Genomic DNA, 17,375 nt, shown 5'->3' on the forward strand with positions numbered 1-17,375 from the left:
GCCGCGCCGAATTCATAGTGGGATCACCCCGATCAGCAGGGCGGCGGCGGTCATCACCACGCTGGCGGCAAACAACCACGGGATCGCGAACCGCTGGTGCGCGCCGAGCTCGATCCCGCTCAACCCCGCCACCAGGAACGTCGCCGGCGTCAGCGGGCTGATCGGGAAGCCGGTCGTCATTTGCCCCAGCAGCGCGGCGCGGCCAATCTCCTCCGGTCGGATGCCGAAGCCGGCACCCATTTCCGCGATCACCGGCAGCACGCCGAAATAGAAGGAGTCGGGGTCAAAGACGAGGCTGAGCGGCATCGCCACCACGGCGAGGATCGCGGCGAGATGCCCGCCGACCGATGCCGGCAAATGCCCCGCCCCGGCCGCCGCCATCGCGCCGATCATGCCCGATCCGGTCATCACGCCGGTGAACACCCCCGCCGCCAGCAGGATGCTCGCCATCAGCAGGGCGGCATGGGCGTGCGCATCGATCCGCTCGCGCTGCGCCCTGGCACCGGGATAGTTGATCAACAGCGCCAGCGCGGTGCCGATCATGAAGACCACGACCGGTTCGACCAGCCCCGACACCATCGTGCCGACCACCGCCAACGTCAGGACGATGTTGACCGCGAAGCGCCAGCCATGGACCGGTACGGCTACCGGCGGGATCGGCGCACGTCCGGCGTCGCCAACAGCAAACGTCGTCGATCCGGCCAGCCGCACCCGCTCGCGCCGCCCCAGCCACCACGATGCCGCCCCGACGAACACCAGCCCGACCAGTTGCACCCCGATCATCGGCGTGAACAGTGTCGACGTCGGTACGCCGAGCGACGCGGAGGCGCGCAGCGTCGGCCCGGTCCATGGCAGGAAGTTGACGCCCGCCGCCATCGATGCGGTGCACGCCAGCACCCGGCGGTCCATCCCGATCCGGTCATACACCGGACGCAGCGCCGGGATGGTCACGAGGAAGCACACCGCCCCCGACCCGTCGAGATGGATCAGCAACGCCAGCATCGCGGTGCCCAGCGCAATCCGTTCGGGGCTGTCCCCGACCAGTCGCACGACCAGGGCGACCAAGGGTGCCAGCAGGCCGGCATCGGTCATCACCCCAAAGAACAGGATGGCGAAAATGAACATTCCCGCCACCGGCGCGATCTTGCCCAATCCGGACAGGATGAACGCCGGCACCTGATCGCCCATGCCGACCAGCAACGCTGCCCCGACCGGGATCAGGATCAGCGCGACCAGCGGCGATACGCGATTGGACAGGATCGCCGCGAGCAACGCCGCGATCGCCGCCAGTCCGGTTAGTGCCAACATCCCCCCGACCCCGTTTCTGGTTTGAACTGGTCGCATCGCATCGTGGAACCGAATGCGATGCGACCGCAAGCGATTAGAAATTCAGCGTAACCTGCATCGTCGCCGTACGTCCGAACGGGTTCGAATAGGCGCCGTTGAACGCGCCGTTCGATGTGATCGCGATCGGCGGATCGCGATCGAACAGGTTGAGGATGGTGATCGACGTCCGCAGCCCGCTGAACGGGGTGCCGGCATCCTTCAGGTCGGCGGCATAGCCGAGCGTCAGGTCGACCGTCGTCCACGCATCGACCTTTTGCGGCGGAATCGACTGGCCGATCGGGCCCAGCGCCAGATCGTTCAGATAGGAACCGATATAGTTGACGAAGGCGTTGGCGCTGACCCTGCGATAGAGGAACCCAAGCGAGCCGCGTCCGCGCCATTCGGTCGGCGAGTTGTAGAAGCCCAGCCGGTCAACGAACGGCACACCGGCAACGACCTGCTCCTCGTTGCTGATCGTCCAGCTGACTGCGGCCGATGCATTGACGGTCAGCGCATCGAACTTGTGCAGATAGTTGATCGACGCATCCAGCCCGTCCTGCCGGGTCGCGGCCAGATTGGCGTTGCGCCCGTCGATCAGCACGTTGACCGCACAGGGATTGGGCAGCGTACCATACAGTAGCGTGCGGCTGAGATAGGTGCGCAGCACTGGATCGAAGGTCGCCGGATCGGTGTTCACGCAGCCGCCAGGGTTCGCGATCGGCAGGATGAACTGGCTGTAGCCGTTATAGCCGGGATAGGCCCCCGCCTGGAACGCTGCGATCGAATTGGGCTGCTGGATGCGGCCGGTATAGCGGATATTATAATAGGTCGCCTCGGCAGTGAAGTCGCCGAGCTTCAGATTGCCGCCGACCGACCAGTTGGTCGCCTTTTCCGGCTGTAATTCCGGGTTCGATCCGACGACCACGCCGATGTTGGTGAAGCCCGGCCCTGCCCCGTTTACGACCCGCGGATCGTTGTTCGAGAAGGCGAAACCGCCGACCGCCGAATAGGAGAACAGGTTGACGTCCGGCAGCGACGGCGCGCGGAATGACGTGCCCCACGATCCGCGCAGGCTGAGAATGTCGTTGACTACCCATGTCCCGCCGATCTTGGGATTGGAGGTCGAACCGACGTCCGAATAATCGTCATATCGGATCGCGGCGTCGATCGTCAGGCTCTTGATGAGCGGGATGCCCATCTCCTCGCCGATCAGCGGGACATAGAGTTCGCCGAACGCCGACCAGATGGTGCGCGACAGGCGGCTGTTGTCGGCGGTGGTGTCGAGCAGGAACTGGTTGGTGGCGCTGCGGTTCGCGCCGTTGATGTTGAAGTTGTACTGCTTGTTACGCTCGCCGCCAAACGCCGCACGCACGCTGCCCGCCGGAACCGCGAACAACGGGCCGTCGAACTTGACGAGCGCATTGTCCAGCCCGTTGCCGCTGCGCTGGACATTGTCGCCGGCGATCGTGGTCAACTGCGCAGGCGTTAGCGCCAGCGCGCTCAGCGGATTGATCGTGCCCAGATTGATCTGATATTGCAGGGCGTTGGGATTGATGTTGGTCCCGCTCTGGCAGTAATTGCACGCCTCGTCGCGGCCATAGGTGTAGTAACCCTCCGCCCGCCAACTCCATGGCAGCTTCACCCGCGCGCCGGCAGTGATCGAATAGGTTTCGGAGCGGTTGTCGAAGTTGCTCGAACCGATATCCTTTAGCGCGCTATACTGCACGTTCAGCGGCGCGTTCGCCGCCACGCCGGGGATGCCCGCGATATAATAGGGATTGCGCGTCGCCGTCACCGCGCCGTTGGCGTCGAGCAGGAACGGCGACAGCGTCACATTCTGCACCGCTGATGCCGGCGACCGGGAAAAGGTGTGCCGGTTCGAATAGGTCCCCTGCACGAACGCCTCAATCGAGGGGCCGAATTCCTGGTTGGCGAACAGCGACACCTGATGCCGGTCGAGCCGCCCGGTATAGTCGTTATAATAGGCATTGTCGGTCAGGTTCGGCTGATTGACCAGCAGGTCACCCGGCGTCAGCCCGACATTCGCCCCCTGCGGCAGCCCGTAATAGGTGTAGAACCCGGCCCTGGGCAGCACCGGGTTCTGTGATCCGTCGGCATTCTGGACATAGATATTGGCCGGACCCGCCAGCGTGGCGGTGGTGCCGTTCAGTCGGTTGTCCGGTCCACCGAACGGCCGCAGATCATTGAACAGGAAGCGGTTCTTGGCGCGCAGGAACGGATCGCGGTGCGTATATTCGTAGCTGACCAGCACATTGCCCGCGCCAAGGCCGCCAAGGCCGCTCCACGTCGTGCCGGCGGTGATCGACGGCTGGATCTGGAACCCGCCCGACTGGTTGGTGACGCGGTTCGATGCCTCGATCCCGTCGAAATCCTTGCGCAGCACGAAATTGACCACGCCCGCTACCGCATCCGAACCATAGATGGCGGAGGCGCCGTCGGCGATCACCTCGATCCGGGCGACAGCAGCGATCGGCACCTGATTGGCTTCGGTGAAATTCGACGCGGCGCCGGTGCCGACCACGCGGTGGCCGTCGACCAATGTCAGCGTCGCCTGCGCACCCAGCCCGCGCAGATTGATCGCGGAACCCTGTTGCGAGTTGTACGAGCCCTGCGTCCCGCCTTCGCGGAAATCGCCGAGGTTGCGGACCTGCGGCAGCGTGTTGACCGCATCGGCGACCGAGGCGACGCCGCTGGCGATGATCGTCTCGCGCGTCAGCGTAACCGCCTCGCTGCCGACCGCCTTCACGCCCGAGATATTGGTGCCGGTGACGACGATATCCGCCCCCTCGCCGGTCCTGGCATCGTTCGACAGCGCGCCCTGCCGATCGACGTCGTCGCCCGCATCGCCGGCGACGCCGGTCGGGGCGTTGGCCGATCCCGCGACGCTCGCGCCAGCCGCAGGATCCTGCGCACTGGTCGTTTGTGCGGCATCTATCTCGGGCGCGGGCAGGCCGGCCGAGCCATCCTGTCCGACGATGGCCGATGTGCCGGCAATGGCAGGCGATGTGAGACCGAGCGCCAATGCGGTCAGGCTGGTGCGCGTGAAACGAGTCTTACGACCTTGCATGGAAACCTCCCCTGTGAGGACGGCCGACTGGACATCGGCTCTTGTCGGGCGATCCAGCTGTTGGCGCCGGTTTCGTCCGCTCGACGCGTTATCAATCGTTTGGTATGATTATAAAAATAGAATGTTGGCATCGATCAATCCGAAAAGCTGATCGATGGAGGAGAGGACCGGATGAGCCGCACCCCCAATCTGGCAACGCTGCGTCTGTTCATGGCGGTGGCCCGCACCTGCAGTTTCAGCGAGGCCGCCCGGTCGGCGAACCTGTCGCAACCGGCGCTCAGCCGGACGATCCGGTTGATGGAGGAGGACATGGGCGTCCGCCTGTTCGACCGCAGTTCACGCCATGTCGAGCTGACGAGCGCCGGCGCGATGTTGCTGCCGACGGTCGAGCGGCTGGTCGCCGATTTCGATTATGCGTTCGCTAAGTTGTCCAAGGACCTGACGGGCATGCGCGGGCGGATCGTGATCGGTGCGCTGCCGTCTTTCGCCGCCGCCTCGCTGCCGCATGTCATCCGCAGCTACGTTGCAGGCAGTCCCTCGGTGGAAATCGTGATCCGCGACGATATTGCCGGCACGCTTTACCGCCAGCTTCGCGATGGCCAGATCGATCTGGCGTTCGTTACCGAAATGAACGAACCCGATTACCTGTTCGAACCGCTGTTCGCCGATCGCTGCGTCCTCGCCTTCCAGTCGGGATCGCCATTCGACATTATGGGTGAGGCACCGTGGTCGACGCTGGCGGAGGCACCCTTTTTGGCGATGGCGACCAGCAGCAGTGTTCGCGCCATGTCCGATGCCGCGCTGCTGCGCGCCGGGATTACGGTCCGTCCTCTGTACGAAGTTTCGCAATTGGTGACGATGGGTGGCCTGCTTGCCGCCGGGCTGGGCGTGACCGTGTTGCCGCACTCCACGATCACAATGCTTGCGAACCCTGCAGTTGCTTGGCGTCCGCTGGAGAGGCCGGTCATCGAACGCAAGATCGGTATCGCGTATCTGAGGCACCGCTCGCTATCCCCGGCCGCCGCCGCCTTTCTGTCGCATTGCAGGTTGCTTCACCGCGACGGGCATCTCATTTCAGGCGAACGTTAAGATAAGGAACGGCTGGGCCGCGAGTTAGCGAGAATGAAAGCCGAGCGCGACATCCTGAAAAAGTGGCGGCCTACTTGGTCAGGTTGGTTGTTGGCTGCACGGCGTCGCGTTGTGGCCTCCGGAAATACTACCTGCTGTTTGGCTTAGCAAAACACAGTGCCGACGAGGAGCAGGCCGCCGATGGCCAGTAGCACGAGCGCCAGTGGCATTGTTCTTTTTGCAGCCTTTACCGGACCAGCACGCTTCCGCCGTTGGGGGAGAGGGTCTGGCCGGTCATCTATCCCGCGCGGTCGGATAACAGCCATTCGACGCAAGACGCGATATCGTCGGTTTCGCTTACGCGCTTGACCAGCGTCTGCGCAGCTGGTGTCTTCGCGTCAGAACAGGCCCACCGCTGCGACAGTCCGTCCTCTATCCACCGTCAGCTCGTCGCCGGTAATGAAGCTTGCTTCGTCGGACAGCGGGAAGGCGCCGGCCTTTGACCTCCCCTGCATCGCCGATCCGTCCAAACGGTACTTTCTTGCGCAGCGCCCGCGCACCAATTTTGCCGACCACCTCGCGGATCATCGACGTTTCGATAGGCCCCGGCACGACCAAATTGACGCGAATGGCATCGGAGATGCGTTCGGCCGCGGCGGTTCACCGCGAAGGCGTCTGCCACTGTACGACAAGGCGGGCGATCTTGCGCAGCACCGCTTCCTGGTCCGCCAATTCCGATCCCGGCGCGGCGTAATAGACGCTGAGCAGGAGGGGTGCCGCAGCGGGCCGCCGGGCGAAGGCGAAGTCGTTGCAAATCCCGTCACCCGTGCCGCTTCAGTCGCCCGAGACCCAGTCGGCCGGGAAACCGGCACGCAACCGCGTACGACCGACGACGTTCCCGGCCATCCACCCTTCCCACTGCCGCTGTGCAAAGGTCGGGAGGACCGAGCCGAGCATGATCTGCCGAACCGCCTTGGTCACCGCGCGCGGCGACGTGCTATCCGCTGGCAGGGGGTGCCCGGTCAAATCCCCCTCGTAATGGTCGATGCGCGAGACGGTGTCGCCGATGCTGCGCAGAAAAGCGGTGAGCCGGGCAGGGCCGCCGGAACGGCGCAGGAGCAAATTGGCCGCGGTGTTGTCGCTGCGATGCATGATCGCCTCGCACAACGCGCCGACGCTCATCATCCCACGGGCGACATTGGCCTGCGTCACCGGTGATACGGGCATCAGGTCCGATGGCAGATAGTGAACCGGGGCATCCAGACTGTCCCGCCCCTTTGCCACGTCCGACAGTATCAGCGCCGACAGCAGCCCCTTGAAGCTGCTCATCAATTTGAAGCGCTCGTCGGCCCGGTATGCAAGCGAGCGTCCGGTCTGCGTATCGAGGGCAAAGATGCCCAATCGTCCACCATGCAACTGTTCCACATTCGCAAACGACGTCACGGGGTCGTGGGATTGGGCATGCCCCTGACCGGCTAGCGTCAATGAGGCGCTGCCAACCATGAACGCCCGGCGATTGACCGTCATACGCGTGTTAACCTCCACAACTCTCATTGCTGCCCTTTGCCCGAGGTAACGCCGCGACGCTACCGCACCCCCGCATTCACTATCCTTCTGCTGCTGGTGTACTTGGAGAAGCGCTGTTTCACTGCGGATTTTCCCGCGCGGCCAGCACGCTGCGTCTCTCCCCGATATCGATCAGACCGACAGCGAGGTGACGAGCGCTGCTGGTGCCGGATCGATCGACGCCGGATCGGCTAAATCCAGCCAGTCCCTGACGACGGAGAGCAGTGCCTTCTCTAAAACCCGCACGGCTGCGGTGGGTCGGCTTTCGCCATGGATCAGACACAGTGGAGCGGCTGGAGGTCCAGGAAGCTCATATTGGCAGCGTCGAGCGCCATCAGGTTTGCCGGGAGGCCGATTCTGGTCCGCACCGTGATCTCGCGTCCGGCAGCGGCCGCCGCCCACAGGCTGGAAAGACTAGGCCTCGCAGGCAAAACCCTAAAGTCATGGGCGTCCTGTAGCTCACTCGCGCGGTGCTGCCGGGGATGCTGGCCCGATTTAGCCGGGAAGCACGGAAGGCAACGTATGAGGTTCAGCGTACCCTTGCCGCGCGACATAGTGCGTCAAATCGGTCAGCAGACGTAATCGTTCGTCCGGCGCGAGGAAGGCAGCCTCGATCCCATTGCGGACGAGATCAATAAGATCCTCGACCGACAGGTCGAGAGCCTCGCGGCACGCCAGCAAATTCTCGGTCACATAGCCGCCGAAATATGGCGGATCGTCGGAGTTGATGGTCACATGCAGTCCCGCCGCCATCATTGCCTTGAGCGGATGCTGCTTCAGGTCCGTCACGACCTTCAGCCGCAAATTGGATAGCGGACAAACGGTGAGCGGAATGCGACTATCGGCCAGATCGGCAACCAGATCGGGATCGTCGAGGCAGGCGTTTCCGTGGTCGATGCGATCCACCGCCAGCACTTCCACCGCCTCACGGACATAGGCGGCTGGCCCTTCTTCCCCAGCGTGCACACAGGTGCGGAAGCCGCGCTCCCGAGCCATGCGATAGAAGTTGGCGAAACGCGATGGCGGATTGCCGCGTTCCGCCCCGCCCATGCCGACGCCGACAACCTGGTCCCGCCACGGCATGATCTGGTCGAGGATAGCGATGGCGTCGGCCTCGCTGCGGTGACGGTGGACACTGATGAGCAGGCTCGCACTGATACCATGGGCTGCCTGTGCATCCGTGATCGCATCCAGCACACCGTTCATCAAAGCCTTGATCGGCACGCCTCGTTCGGTGAAGCTCTGGGGGCCGATAAACATTTCGGCATGGACCACGCCATCGGCATGGGCGCGATGGAGGTACGCCCGCGTCACGTCATGGAAATCGGCCTGCGTGACCAGCACGCGACACCCCTCGAAATACAGGTCGAGGAAAGACTGCAAGTCCTCGAACCGGTAGGCCGCACGGAGCGCATCGGCGGTATCCCAGCGAAGCGGGACGCAGTTGCGCCGAGCGAGCGTCATCATCAGCTCAGGCTCGATGCTGCCTTCCAGGTGCATGTGCAGGTCGGTCTTGGGCAGGCCGTGCACGAATGTCTCGATATCCATCGGCGAGGTATAGCAAGTCGATGCGGGATCGATAATGGCGCAGGTCACTTTCGAACGCAGGTCGATCGATCAGGAAAATTGCCCGTTTCCCCGTTTCTCGATCCCAATTGGGAAATAGGCTGCCGGGGCGGCGTGCCGCTATGGTAGCGTAGCCGCATGACGATCTTTCCCAAGCCCGTTCTGGAATACTGGCATGAAGCGTTTGCCGGCGACGGCAGCTCGACATGGACGGTTAGCGAGAGGCTGAACCCAAAACGCTCGGCGATGATGCTGGAGGGGATGGACGGATCGGTGCGAACCGTATTGCGCCCCGAGCTGATCGACCGGATTGGTCCCCATGCGGCCGGTGCTACGTCGATCGCCGGCATTCAGGGCCAGTTGGCACGCGGTGGCGTCAGCCTGCACGATCCGGATTATCTGTTATACTTTCCTGCCGACAGCTGCATCGCGCCGGATCGATCAATGGCTGCACGTCGCCTCACGATCGAGGATCGCACTGCGTTCGAGGCGTTCCAAGCCGATGCATCAGAGCAGGATCGCGACGATGCGTTCGTCGAGATCGATCACTGGGCGGTGTTCGGTTGCTTTGACGGCGAGCGATTGGTCAGCGCCGCCAGCGCATGTCCTTGGGACGGCGCTCCGGTCGCGGACCTGGGCGTGCTGACGCTTCCCGATGTTCGGGGAAGAGGGTTCGCACGCGCGGTCGTCCTGGCGATCAGCGACTTTTCGCGGCGACAGGGATACGAGCCGCAATATCGTTGCCAGCTAGACAAATTCGCATCCGTCGCCCTCGCCAAATCGTGCAGCTTTGCGCTGTTCGGCAAGTGGATCGTGGCATCCGACATGCCCGATCACACTACGGCTTGATGCTGGATCCCGACGGGAATGCCCCGGCCGTCTCGCCAGCGGTTCCTTTGCTGGAACGATGGGTAAGAGGATAAGGAGGCCCCCATGGGCGCGCTGCGACTTCTTGCGCTCCCCTGTACCTGTTGGCGTTGAGAGTAGCGTATCGACATGAGCGATCAAAAACACGGCGTCGCGGTCCAAAGCCGCCTAATCCCCTTTCCAGCATCTATCAGTCCCGAGGCGCGCGCCAGCCTTGTACGGCAGGTGAACGACAACGGCGTCCCGTTGAACGCGCTCTATGCGATGCCGCTTCCCGGCGATTATGCCGGGTGGATGACGGTGAAGGCAGCGGCGGACGGGCACTATGCGGCCGCGGTCAAGGCACTCGCTGGCACCTTACGGGCAACCGTACAGACGATCCGGACCGATACCGCCACGATCCACATCGCGACGCCCGAAACCACGCGGCAACCGGGTTGCGCCTATCTTGATTTCCATGGCGGCGCGCTGGTGGTGGGCGGCGGTGAGGCTTGCCGGGCACAGGCACGGATGCAGGCCGACCAGCATGGGGCGGTTTGCTACGGCGTCGATTACCGGATGCCGCCCGAGCATCCCTATCCGGCTGCGCTGGATGATGCATTGGCGGCCTATCGCTATGTGCTGGAACGCCATTTGCCGTCACGCATCATCGTGGGCGGACGATCGGCAGGCGGTAATATCGCGGCGGCAATGCTGCTGCGCGGTCGGGACGAAGGGCTGCCCATGCCCGCCGGGTTGATCCTCCTGTCGCCAGAGGTGGATTTGACCGAATCCGGTGACAGCTTCGAAGTGAACCAGATGGTCGATGTCGTGCTGCCTGGTTCGCTGATGCGGAACAACCAGCTGTATGCCGGCAGCGCCGATCTGTCACATCCGTATCTATCCCCGCTGTTTGGCGATCTCACCGGCTTTCCTCCGACCTTCCTCCAGTCGGGAACGCGGGACCTTTTCCTGTCCAACGCGGTACGGATGCACCGTGCACTGCGCCGGGCGGACGTAAAGGCCGAACTGCACGTCTTTGAGGCGATGCCCCATGGTGGGTTTCAAGGAAACACGCCCGAGGATCGAGAGCTGGCGAGCGAGGTGTCGCGGTTCGCCGAAGCTATTTGGCGCTGAGGCCTTTGGCGGCGGGGGCGGCTTTTGGGTTCAGTTGGCCGGGCCGTCGTAACGGCGTCGTGCGGATTCGACCTCGGCGACATGATCCTGTGTCCAGCTATCCAGCGCCTGGAACAGTGGGCCGAGCGTCCGGCCCAGTGGCGTAATCGCATATTCGACGGCGATCACCGCATCGGTTGTTACCGTCCGGTGCAGCAACCCGTTACGCTCCAGTCGCCGCAGCGTCTTGGTCAGCGAGGTCTGGGTAATACCGTCCAGCGACCGGCGCAGCGCGTTGAAGCGAAGCGGCCCCGGGCATAGCGCGCCGAGGATCAATGCGGTCCATTTATCGGCGATCTGGTCGAGCAGCACGCGACTGGTGAAGGGCGACGATGACATTTCGCTCGGCATAGGTTCACCCAAGGATACCTGGTCGCTTGATAGTGCCTGATTGATACCAGGTACGCAATCGCTACCTGTGTCGCATCAGGAGATGATGCATGACCTATTCCGATTTCGCGACATTGCGGGTGACGCCATCCAGCGGCGTGGCGCACGTCGTGATCGACAACCCGCCGCTCAACCTGCTCGACGCGCGGCTGATGATCGACCTCGACACATTCGCGGCGCGCGTCAGGGGTGACGATGCGATTCGGGTAATCGTGTTCGCCAGCGCCGACCCGGTTTTCTTCGTTCCCCATGGCGACATGGCGTTCGTCGATGACCCGTCGGCCTTTGCCGACCTCACGATCGGCGCGGATCAGGACGCTCGTCTGAACCCGATGCAGCGGCTGTTCGAACGGCTGCGCAAGCTGCCGCAGGTCACCATCGGCAAGCTGGCAGGAAAGGCGCGCGGGGGCGGTGCGGAATTACTGCAGGCACTCGACATGCGCTTCGCCAGTCTGGAGCGCGGCGCGCTGGCGCAGATGGAGGCGCCGACCGGGATCATTCCTGGCGCGGGCGGCACCGTGTATCTGCCGCGCCTGGTCGGGCGGGCACGCGCGCTCGAAATCATCCTCGGCGCCGACCTGATCGATGCCGCAATCGCCGAGCGTTACGGCTGGATCAACCGCGCGGTGCCCGACACAGAACTCGACTCTTTCGTCGACCGGTTGGCGCAGGATATCGCGACACTTTCCGATGGCGTGATCGCGGCAGCGAAGGCGGCGGTCGATGCGAACTTCGTCGATCCGCTCGACGCGCTGCTGGTTCAGAACACGCTGTTGGGTGAGACCTTTGCACGACCGGCTGCCGCCAAGTTGACGCGTCGGGCACTGGCGAACGGCGCGCAGACACGCGACGGTGAACGCAACCTGGAGGCGATCCTGCACCCGCGCCGCTGACGGTCGGCCCGCCGCTTCAGGCGGTCGCTCCCGCATCCTGCTCATCGGCTTCGAGGTTCCCGATCAGGCGGTGCAGCAGGGCGACGAGGATATCGGTCTCCAGCGCGCTGAACCCGCGCAGCGCGCGCGCATTCTTGCCCAGCAGCACTTCGCGCCCGATCGCGGCGATCGCCTGTCCGCGGTCGGTCAGTGCGATCATCGCAGACCGGCGGTCGCTTTCGTGCGGCGTGCGGGCGATCAGATCCATCGTTTCGAGCCGCCCCAGCAGCGCGACCATCGCCGGTTGCTTCACCGCCGACGCACACACCAGGTCGCGCTGCGCCATCGGACCTTTCCACGACAGCAGCATGACCGGCCCGATCAACGCCAGCGTCACGCCGTGTGGCCGCAGCGCCGCATCGACCACGCGGTTGAACACCGTCGCAGCATGATTGGCGAGATAGCCTGGCGCGGCGATCGCCTCGGGATGGATGTCGGTTCGGTCGGTCATGGCACACCGTAGGGCGGTGACGGCAGCGAGATCAATGCGTCACGATGGAACATCATACGTGATATATATGTTCAAGCACCATTCCCGTTGGAGGTTGTTGGACATGGAAGACAGGGTTCTGGTCACCGGCGCGAGCGTCGCCGGGGTCACGGCGGCGTGGTGGCTGGCGCGACAGGGCATTGCGGTCGATCTGGTCGAGCGGGCGGCGTCGTTTCGGACAGGCGGACAGAATGTCGATGTCCGCGGCGCGGGCCGCGCGGTGTTGCGGCGCATGGCACTGGAACAGGCCGCGCTCGATCTCAGCACCGGCGAATATGGCACCGACCTGGTCGACAGCGACAACCAGCTGGTCGCACGCTTCGGCGTGGATGGGGACGGCGACCGGGGTCCTACCGCCGAACTGGAAATCCGCCGCGGCGACATCGCCCGGCTGATTTTGGACGATCTGGGCGACGGCGTGGCCACGCGGTTCGGCGACCATGTCGCGGGCATCGTGCAGGACGATACCGGCGTCGACGTCACCTTCGCCAGCGGCCGCACCGGGCGCTATGCAACGGTAATCGTCGCTGAGGGGGTTGGGTCGTCGACGCGCGAACTCGTCTTTCCCGGCGAGAACGATCCGCGCTCGATGGACATGACCGTCGCCTATTTCTCCGTCCCCCGCCGCGATCACGACGGCGACTATGCCCGGCTATACAACACGACCGAGGGACGCAGCGCGATCCTGAAGCCCGATCGGGAGGCGACGACGCTGGGCGCCTATATCGGCATGCAGGGCAAGGCCGACGGGACCGAACACTGGGATATTGATCGCCAGAAACGCCATGTCCGCGAACGCTTCGCCGATGTCGGATGGGAATTGCCGCGCCTGCTCGACGCGATGGAGGCGACCGACGATTTCTATTACGACGTGATGCGACAGGTGCGGATGGAGCGGTGGTCGAACGGCCGCGTGTTCCTGACCGGCGATGCGGCATGGTGTCCGACCGGCATGTCGGGGATCGGCACGACGCTGGCGATTGTCGGCAGCTATGTCCTGGTGGGCGAATTGCGTCGGCATGCCGATCCGAGGGCAGCCGCACTCGGCTATGACACGGTGATGCGACCCTATGTCGACGAGGGTCAGGGCCTGCCCAGGATTGTACCCCGGCTGCTGTGGCCGCACAGCCGGATCGGCGTCGGCGCGCTGCGCACCGCCGCCCGTGTCGTCAGCGCCGCACCGCTGCAAAAGCTGGTGGCGGGCAACTTTGCGCGCGATGCCGAGAAGGTCGACCTGCCCGAATATTCGCTCGGGACTGCGCGGGTCAGGTGACGAGCGCCGGTCCCGGTAGCGCCGGGACCGGCCCCCGCGATCAGGCGGCCTGATAGAGTTCGATCAACATGCCTTCATTGTCGCGGATGAAGACCCAGCGGTCGCCGCTGCCATCGGGCACGTCGCTGACCGGATAGGCCTGCTCGACCCCGTTCGCCAGCAGTTCGGCCAGCGTCGCGTCGATATCGTCGACCAGGATCGCGAAATGGTTGATCCCGCCGATCCGCAAGTTGCTGAGCGCCTCCTTGCGCTCTGGTGCCATCGGGGCGGCGCCGTCGATCTGGAACAGTTCCAGCTTCACCGCGCCGCGCCCGATGAACGCGACCCGCGCACCGGGAAACCCGAAGGTCGACAGGACCGCAAATCCGAGATGGCGTTCATACCACGCGATCGTCGCATCGAGGTCCTGCACGATGACGCCGATATGGTGGAGTGATTGCAGGCGCGCGGACATGGCCGATATTCCTTCTGTTGAGGGCCGGATCGCCCGCGCATCAATATCATTATCGATATAATATTATGCAAGACGCTCGTGGCGAACCGTACCGCACGTCACTTTGCCGGCCCGATTGGTGCGTCAGTCGCTGGGCGATGCGGAGCGTCCGACGGTGCGCTCAGGCGGGTTGTTAGCCACCATGTGAAGGCGTCGAACCACCGGTCGCTCGGGGTCCGTTGCGGGCGGAGGTCGAAGCCATGCCCGCCGCGCTCATACAGGTGCAGTTCCGCCGCTGCCCCCGCCTTCCGCCATGCCTGATAGAGCCGGACCGGATCGTTCGGCTGATATTCGTCGTCGGCTGCTCCCGCGATGAATGCAGGCGGAGCATCGGCAGGTACCGGCGTGCGCAGGCCGCCATAGATCAGACCGACGAAGTCCGGACGCGACGCCACCTCGCCGATCGCCAGATCGGCTGCGAGGTAAGCCCCGGCCGAGAAGCCGAGGACACCAACACGGCGGGGATCGACGCCCCATTCGGACGCGCGCTGCCGGACGATCGCCACTGCCCGCACGCCGTCCTCGACCGCCTGCGGCTCGCCGGCGAAGCGCGGCATCTCGACCGGCGTACCGGTCTTCGCGCGCGACATAACGACGCCCATCTCTTTCATATGGACGTCGGGCATCCGCATCGGCCCGTCGCCGCTGCGGATCGTGCGGTATTTCAACACGAACGCGGTGACGCCGCGCGCTGCCAGCGCTCGCGCCACGTCCGTCCCGCCAAAGGTATAGCCGAGCGCCACGAACCCGCCCCCCGGCGCAACGATCACCGCCGTGCCGTTGGCGCGACCGGGTGCGGGGCGATACAGTTCCAGCGTTGGTTCGCTTACGTCGTAGATCACCGTCTCGCCGTTCGGCAGTCGATCCCGCTGTTCGGGCACGCCGAGCGATGGCACGCTGCCTTTGGGGTACAGCGGGATGATCGTCCCGTCGGTCGCCGGCATCTGCGCGCTCGCGATCGTCGCCAACGGCACGGCCGCTAGCGCGACCCAACGGCATACGAGGCGCACCACGCTCATATCCGCACCTTCAGCGTGACATAGGCCGATCGGGGCTGGTTGGGCGCGACGACCGGATAGCCGAGATAGGAATAGGGATCGAAGGCCCGCCGGTTGCCGAGGTTGACCACCGACGCGCCCAGCGTGAACCGCCCGATGTCGTAGGACGCCTGCGCGTCGATCGCGGCGTAGCCCGGCACCGCGATCGTGTTCGGCAGCGTCAGCTCGCGCGCGGTGAAGGCACTGATGCCGGCACCTATGCCCAAGCCCTTCGCCGGACCATGCAGCACCCGGTAGCGGGCCGCGACACGCCCGCTGCTCCTGGGCACGCGGATCAGCCGGTCGCCAGGTGCCACGCCGTCGTCGCGGGTGTCGGTGTAGGCGTAGTTGGCGAGCAGCGAGAGGGCGGGCGTCGGTTCCCACACCATGTCCACCTCGACGCCGCGGGCGCGTTGCCGTCCGCTCTGGACGTAGAAGCCGACGTTGGCGGGATCGGCGGTGACGACGTTGTCGTGGGTCTGGCGGAACACGGCGATCGTGCCGGACAGGCCGGTGCCGGCCAGCGCCAGCTTCACGCCGCCCTCGATGTTGCTCGACGTCTCCGGCACCGGCGACACCGTGCCGATGAAGCCGAACGGCGCGCGGAAGGCGGTCGCGTAGCCCACGAACAGCGCGACGCCCTTCCCCACGTCGAGGGTCGCGCCGATCCGGGGCGAGAGGTGCGTGTAGGTCCTGTCGTTGGCCACGCCGATGTTGCTGTTCTCGACGAACTTGAGCGAGGTAAGGCGCAAGCCCCCGGTCAGGTGGAGCGGGCCGTAGGTCGCCTGATCCTGGATGTAGCCGGCGAACGTCGTGAAGCGGTCGTCGGTGTAGGAGTTGACCGGCAGCTGCGGGGTGTAGCGCAGGTCATAGCTGGGATTGGACAGGTCGATCGTGCCCGAGGGGCTGTCGCTGACGAACAGTCCCATCGCGCTGTAGAAGCTGGTCCAGTCGTAATTGGCCCCGATGAGCAGCTTGTGCGTCCCGCCCAGCAGATCGGCATCGTAGGCCAGATTGGCATCGACCGTCGCCTCTTTCGTGCGGTTGCGCATGGTGATCGGGAACACGTCGTAGAGCGGCGCGACGGTGCCCGTAGGGAAGAGGCCAGGATAGACGAAGCTGCCCTGTTCATCGATCACGCTCGAATAATAGCGCCCGCTCACCGTCAGCTTCAGCCGGTTCGAGAAGGCGTGGCGGAGCGTCGCCTGCCCCATGCGGATGTCGTTGGTCGTCAGCGGCTGATCAATCGGTGAGCCGGGGAAGGCATCACGGTCGATCGTGCCGGCCAGCGCCGCATCGGCGGGCAGGCCGGAATATTCGAGATTGCTGCGACGGCCGAGCTGCCCCTGGAGCAGCAGATCGGTTGCCGTGTCGATCCGGACCGAAAGGCTGGGCTGCACCGACCAGCGGTTGCCATGCACCTGGTCGATCCAGCTGTCGTTGCTCTGATACTCGCCCGTGATCCGCGCAGCGATCCCGTCTGCCAGCGGCACATTGATGTCGCCATAGGGATTCCAGGTCGAGAAGCTGCCAGCGCGCATCGCCAGATAGCCGCCCGGTTTGTCGTTCGGCCGGACACTTTCGAGGTTGATGACCCCGCCCAGCGGCGTGCCGATGCCGCCTCCGTAAAGCGTGGCGGTCGGGCCTTTCAGAACATCGATCCGCTCGATGCCGACGAGGCTGTTGGGATCATAGGCCTGCTGGTTGCCCGCGAAAACCGATAGCCCATCCAGATACACTTCAGCGGAGAAGCCCCGGACGATCGGCGGGATAAACAGCACCTCATCCGAACGCGTCGGGGTGACGCCCGAGACGTTCACCAGCGCGTCGCCGAGCGTGCGGCGATCCTGCTCCTCGATCAGCGTGCGGGTCAGCACCTGGACCGACTGCGGCACCTGGATCAGCGGCGTGTCGGTGCGGGTCGCCGCGCTTGTCTCGGGAGCCGCATAGCCGTCACGGGTGCCCGTGACGATGATCTCGCCGGTCCAGTTTTGCGATGTGGCGACATCGGTTGAGGGAGGGAGGTCCTGGGTCTGTGCGGCAGCCGGCACCGCCAGCAGCAGGCAGGGCGCAGCGGCACCCGCCAGAAGGTGTATTCGAGACATGGAAGATACCTTTGACCAG

General features: G+C 64.6%; 14 protein-coding genes and 1 pseudogene. 5 read left to right on the forward strand and 10 right to left on the reverse strand.

The window, feature by feature from the left end; translation table 11 throughout:
• Positions 1 to 12: 12 nt before the first annotated feature.
• Together ASE67_RS03300 and ASE67_RS03305 are read right to left on the reverse strand one after the other, a co-directional pair.
• Positions 13 to 1,308 (reverse strand): CitMHS family transporter, encoded by a 1,296-nt coding sequence (locus ASE67_RS03300; RefSeq protein WP_055756708.1) that lies wholly within the window; start codon positions 1,306 to 1,308, stop codon positions 13 to 15.
• 73 nt (positions 1,309 to 1,381) lie between these two features.
• A complete protein-coding gene (locus ASE67_RS03305; protein ID WP_055756711.1) occupies positions 1,382 to 4,414 on the reverse strand; it encodes a TonB-dependent receptor plug domain-containing protein in 3,033 nt (1,010 codons plus the stop codon).
• A gap of 171 nt (positions 4,415 to 4,585) precedes the next feature.
• Here ASE67_RS03305 and ASE67_RS03310 point away from each other — a divergent pair, with 171 nt between their 5' ends.
• Complete coding sequence (locus ASE67_RS03310) at positions 4,586 to 5,503, forward strand: LysR family transcriptional regulator (RefSeq protein WP_055756713.1); 918 nt, start codon at positions 4,586 to 4,588, stop codon at positions 5,501 to 5,503.
• A gap of 411 nt (positions 5,504 to 5,914) precedes the next feature.
• Here the strand turns inward: ASE67_RS03310 and ASE67_RS18835 are convergent.
• The 3 genes and pseudogenes from ASE67_RS18835 to ASE67_RS03320 all read right to left on the reverse strand — a co-directional run.
• Positions 5,915 to 6,127, reverse strand: a pseudogene (locus ASE67_RS18835) (hypothetical protein); the annotation flags it as partial.
• Between the two features lie 189 nt (positions 6,128 to 6,316).
• On the reverse strand, positions 6,317 to 7,009 hold the full coding sequence (gene bla, locus ASE67_RS03315) for a class A beta-lactamase (RefSeq protein ID WP_235511765.1): 693 nt from the start codon (positions 7,007 to 7,009) through the stop codon (positions 6,317 to 6,319).
• Between the two features lie 534 nt (positions 7,010 to 7,543).
• Complete coding sequence (locus ASE67_RS03320) at positions 7,544 to 8,596, reverse strand: adenosine deaminase (RefSeq protein ID WP_055756715.1); 1,053 nt, start codon at positions 8,594 to 8,596, stop codon at positions 7,544 to 7,546.
• Between the two features lie 156 nt (positions 8,597 to 8,752).
• Here ASE67_RS03320 and ASE67_RS03325 point away from each other — a divergent pair, with 156 nt between their 5' ends.
• Entirely contained in the window at positions 8,753 to 9,463 is a 711-nt protein-coding gene (locus tag ASE67_RS03325; protein WP_200922147.1) for a GNAT family N-acetyltransferase, read from the forward strand.
• A gap of 243 nt (positions 9,464 to 9,706) precedes the next feature.
• On the forward strand, positions 9,707 to 10,597 hold the full coding sequence (locus ASE67_RS03330; RefSeq protein ID WP_235511766.1) for an alpha/beta hydrolase: 891 nt from the start codon (positions 9,707 to 9,709) through the stop codon (positions 10,595 to 10,597).
• A gap of 30 nt (positions 10,598 to 10,627) precedes the next feature.
• On the opposite strand, the gene ASE67_RS03335 is transcribed toward ASE67_RS03330, so the two are convergent.
• Entirely contained in the window at positions 10,628 to 10,975 is a 348-nt protein-coding gene (locus tag ASE67_RS03335) for a winged helix-turn-helix transcriptional regulator (RefSeq protein ID WP_235511767.1), read from the reverse strand.
• A 101-nt stretch (positions 10,976 to 11,076) separates the two neighbouring features.
• Between ASE67_RS03335 and ASE67_RS03340 the strand changes: the two genes are divergently transcribed.
• The gene (locus ASE67_RS03340) at positions 11,077 to 11,919 is read left to right on the forward strand and encodes an enoyl-CoA hydratase/isomerase family protein (protein WP_055756720.1); all 843 of its coding nucleotides are present in this window, start codon (positions 11,077 to 11,079) and stop codon (positions 11,917 to 11,919) included.
• A gap of 16 nt (positions 11,920 to 11,935) precedes the next feature.
• On the opposite strand, the gene ASE67_RS03345 is transcribed toward ASE67_RS03340, so the two are convergent.
• Entirely contained in the window at positions 11,936 to 12,409 is a 474-nt protein-coding gene (locus ASE67_RS03345; RefSeq protein ID WP_055756723.1) for a MarR family winged helix-turn-helix transcriptional regulator, read from the reverse strand.
• Positions 12,410 to 12,512: 103 nt separating this feature from the next.
• Between ASE67_RS03345 and ASE67_RS03350 the strand changes: the two genes are divergently transcribed.
• Positions 12,513 to 13,721 (forward strand): FAD-dependent monooxygenase, encoded by a 1,209-nt coding sequence (locus ASE67_RS03350; protein ID WP_055756725.1) that lies wholly within the window; start codon positions 12,513 to 12,515, stop codon positions 13,719 to 13,721.
• Positions 13,722 to 13,761: 40 nt separating this feature from the next.
• Here the strand turns inward: ASE67_RS03350 and ASE67_RS03355 are convergent, their stop codons facing one another.
• The 3 genes from ASE67_RS03355 to ASE67_RS03365 form a co-directional block, all read right to left on the reverse strand.
• On the reverse strand, positions 13,762 to 14,175 hold the full coding sequence (locus ASE67_RS03355) for a VOC family protein (protein WP_055756726.1): 414 nt from the start codon (positions 14,173 to 14,175) through the stop codon (positions 13,762 to 13,764).
• 98 nt (positions 14,176 to 14,273) lie between these two features.
• Positions 14,274 to 15,233: an alpha/beta hydrolase gene (locus ASE67_RS03360; protein WP_082456916.1), complete on the reverse strand. Its 960-nt coding sequence runs from the start codon at positions 15,231 to 15,233 to the stop codon at positions 14,274 to 14,276.
• On the reverse strand, positions 15,230 to 17,356 hold the full coding sequence (locus ASE67_RS03365; RefSeq protein ID WP_055756729.1) for a TonB-dependent siderophore receptor: 2,127 nt from the start codon (positions 17,354 to 17,356) through the stop codon (positions 15,230 to 15,232). Before ASE67_RS03365 ends, ASE67_RS03360 begins: the two co-directional genes overlap by 4 nt.
• Positions 17,357 to 17,375: the final 19 nt, after the last annotated feature.

Source organism: Sphingomonas sp. Leaf23 (assembly GCF_001421585.1).
In the GTDB taxonomy this organism is placed as follows: Bacteria; Pseudomonadota; Alphaproteobacteria; order Sphingomonadales; family Sphingomonadaceae; genus Sphingomonas.

Excerpts from the sequence above, each read along its gene's own strand:
- ASE67_RS03340 (WP_055756720.1), top strand. The coding sequence starts at position 11,077 with ATGACCTATTCCGATTTCGCGACATTGCGGGTGACGCCATCCAGCGGC.
- ASE67_RS03350 (WP_055756725.1), top strand. The coding sequence starts at position 12,513 with ATGGAAGACAGGGTTCTGGTCACCGGCGCGAGCGTCGCCGGGGTCACG.
- ASE67_RS03335 (WP_235511767.1), bottom strand. The coding sequence starts at position 10,975 with ATGTCATCGTCGCCCTTCACCAGTCGCGTGCTGCTCGACCAGATCGCC.
- ASE67_RS03305 (WP_055756711.1), bottom strand. The coding sequence starts at position 4,414 with ATGCAAGGTCGTAAGACTCGTTTCACGCGCACCAGCCTGACCGCATTG.
- ASE67_RS03360 (WP_082456916.1), bottom strand. The coding sequence starts at position 15,233 with ATGAGCGTGGTGCGCCTCGTATGCCGTTGGGTCGCGCTAGCGGCCGTG.
- ASE67_RS03325 (WP_200922147.1), top strand. The coding sequence starts at position 8,753 with ATGACGATCTTTCCCAAGCCCGTTCTGGAATACTGGCATGAAGCGTTT.
- bla (WP_235511765.1), bottom strand. The coding sequence starts at position 7,009 with ATGACGGTCAATCGCCGGGCGTTCATGGTTGGCAGCGCCTCATTGACG.
- ASE67_RS03365 (WP_055756729.1), bottom strand. The coding sequence starts at position 17,356 with ATGTCTCGAATACACCTTCTGGCGGGTGCCGCTGCGCCCTGCCTGCTG.
- ASE67_RS03300 (WP_055756708.1), bottom strand. The coding sequence starts at position 1,308 with ATGTTGGCACTAACCGGACTGGCGGCGATCGCGGCGTTGCTCGCGGCG.
- ASE67_RS03345 (WP_055756723.1), bottom strand. The coding sequence starts at position 12,409 with ATGACCGACCGAACCGACATCCATCCCGAGGCGATCGCCGCGCCAGGC.
- ASE67_RS03320 (WP_055756715.1), bottom strand. The coding sequence starts at position 8,596 with ATGGATATCGAGACATTCGTGCACGGCCTGCCCAAGACCGACCTGCAC.
- ASE67_RS03355 (WP_055756726.1), bottom strand. The coding sequence starts at position 14,175 with ATGTCCGCGCGCCTGCAATCACTCCACCATATCGGCGTCATCGTGCAG.
- ASE67_RS03310 (WP_055756713.1), top strand. The coding sequence starts at position 4,586 with ATGAGCCGCACCCCCAATCTGGCAACGCTGCGTCTGTTCATGGCGGTG.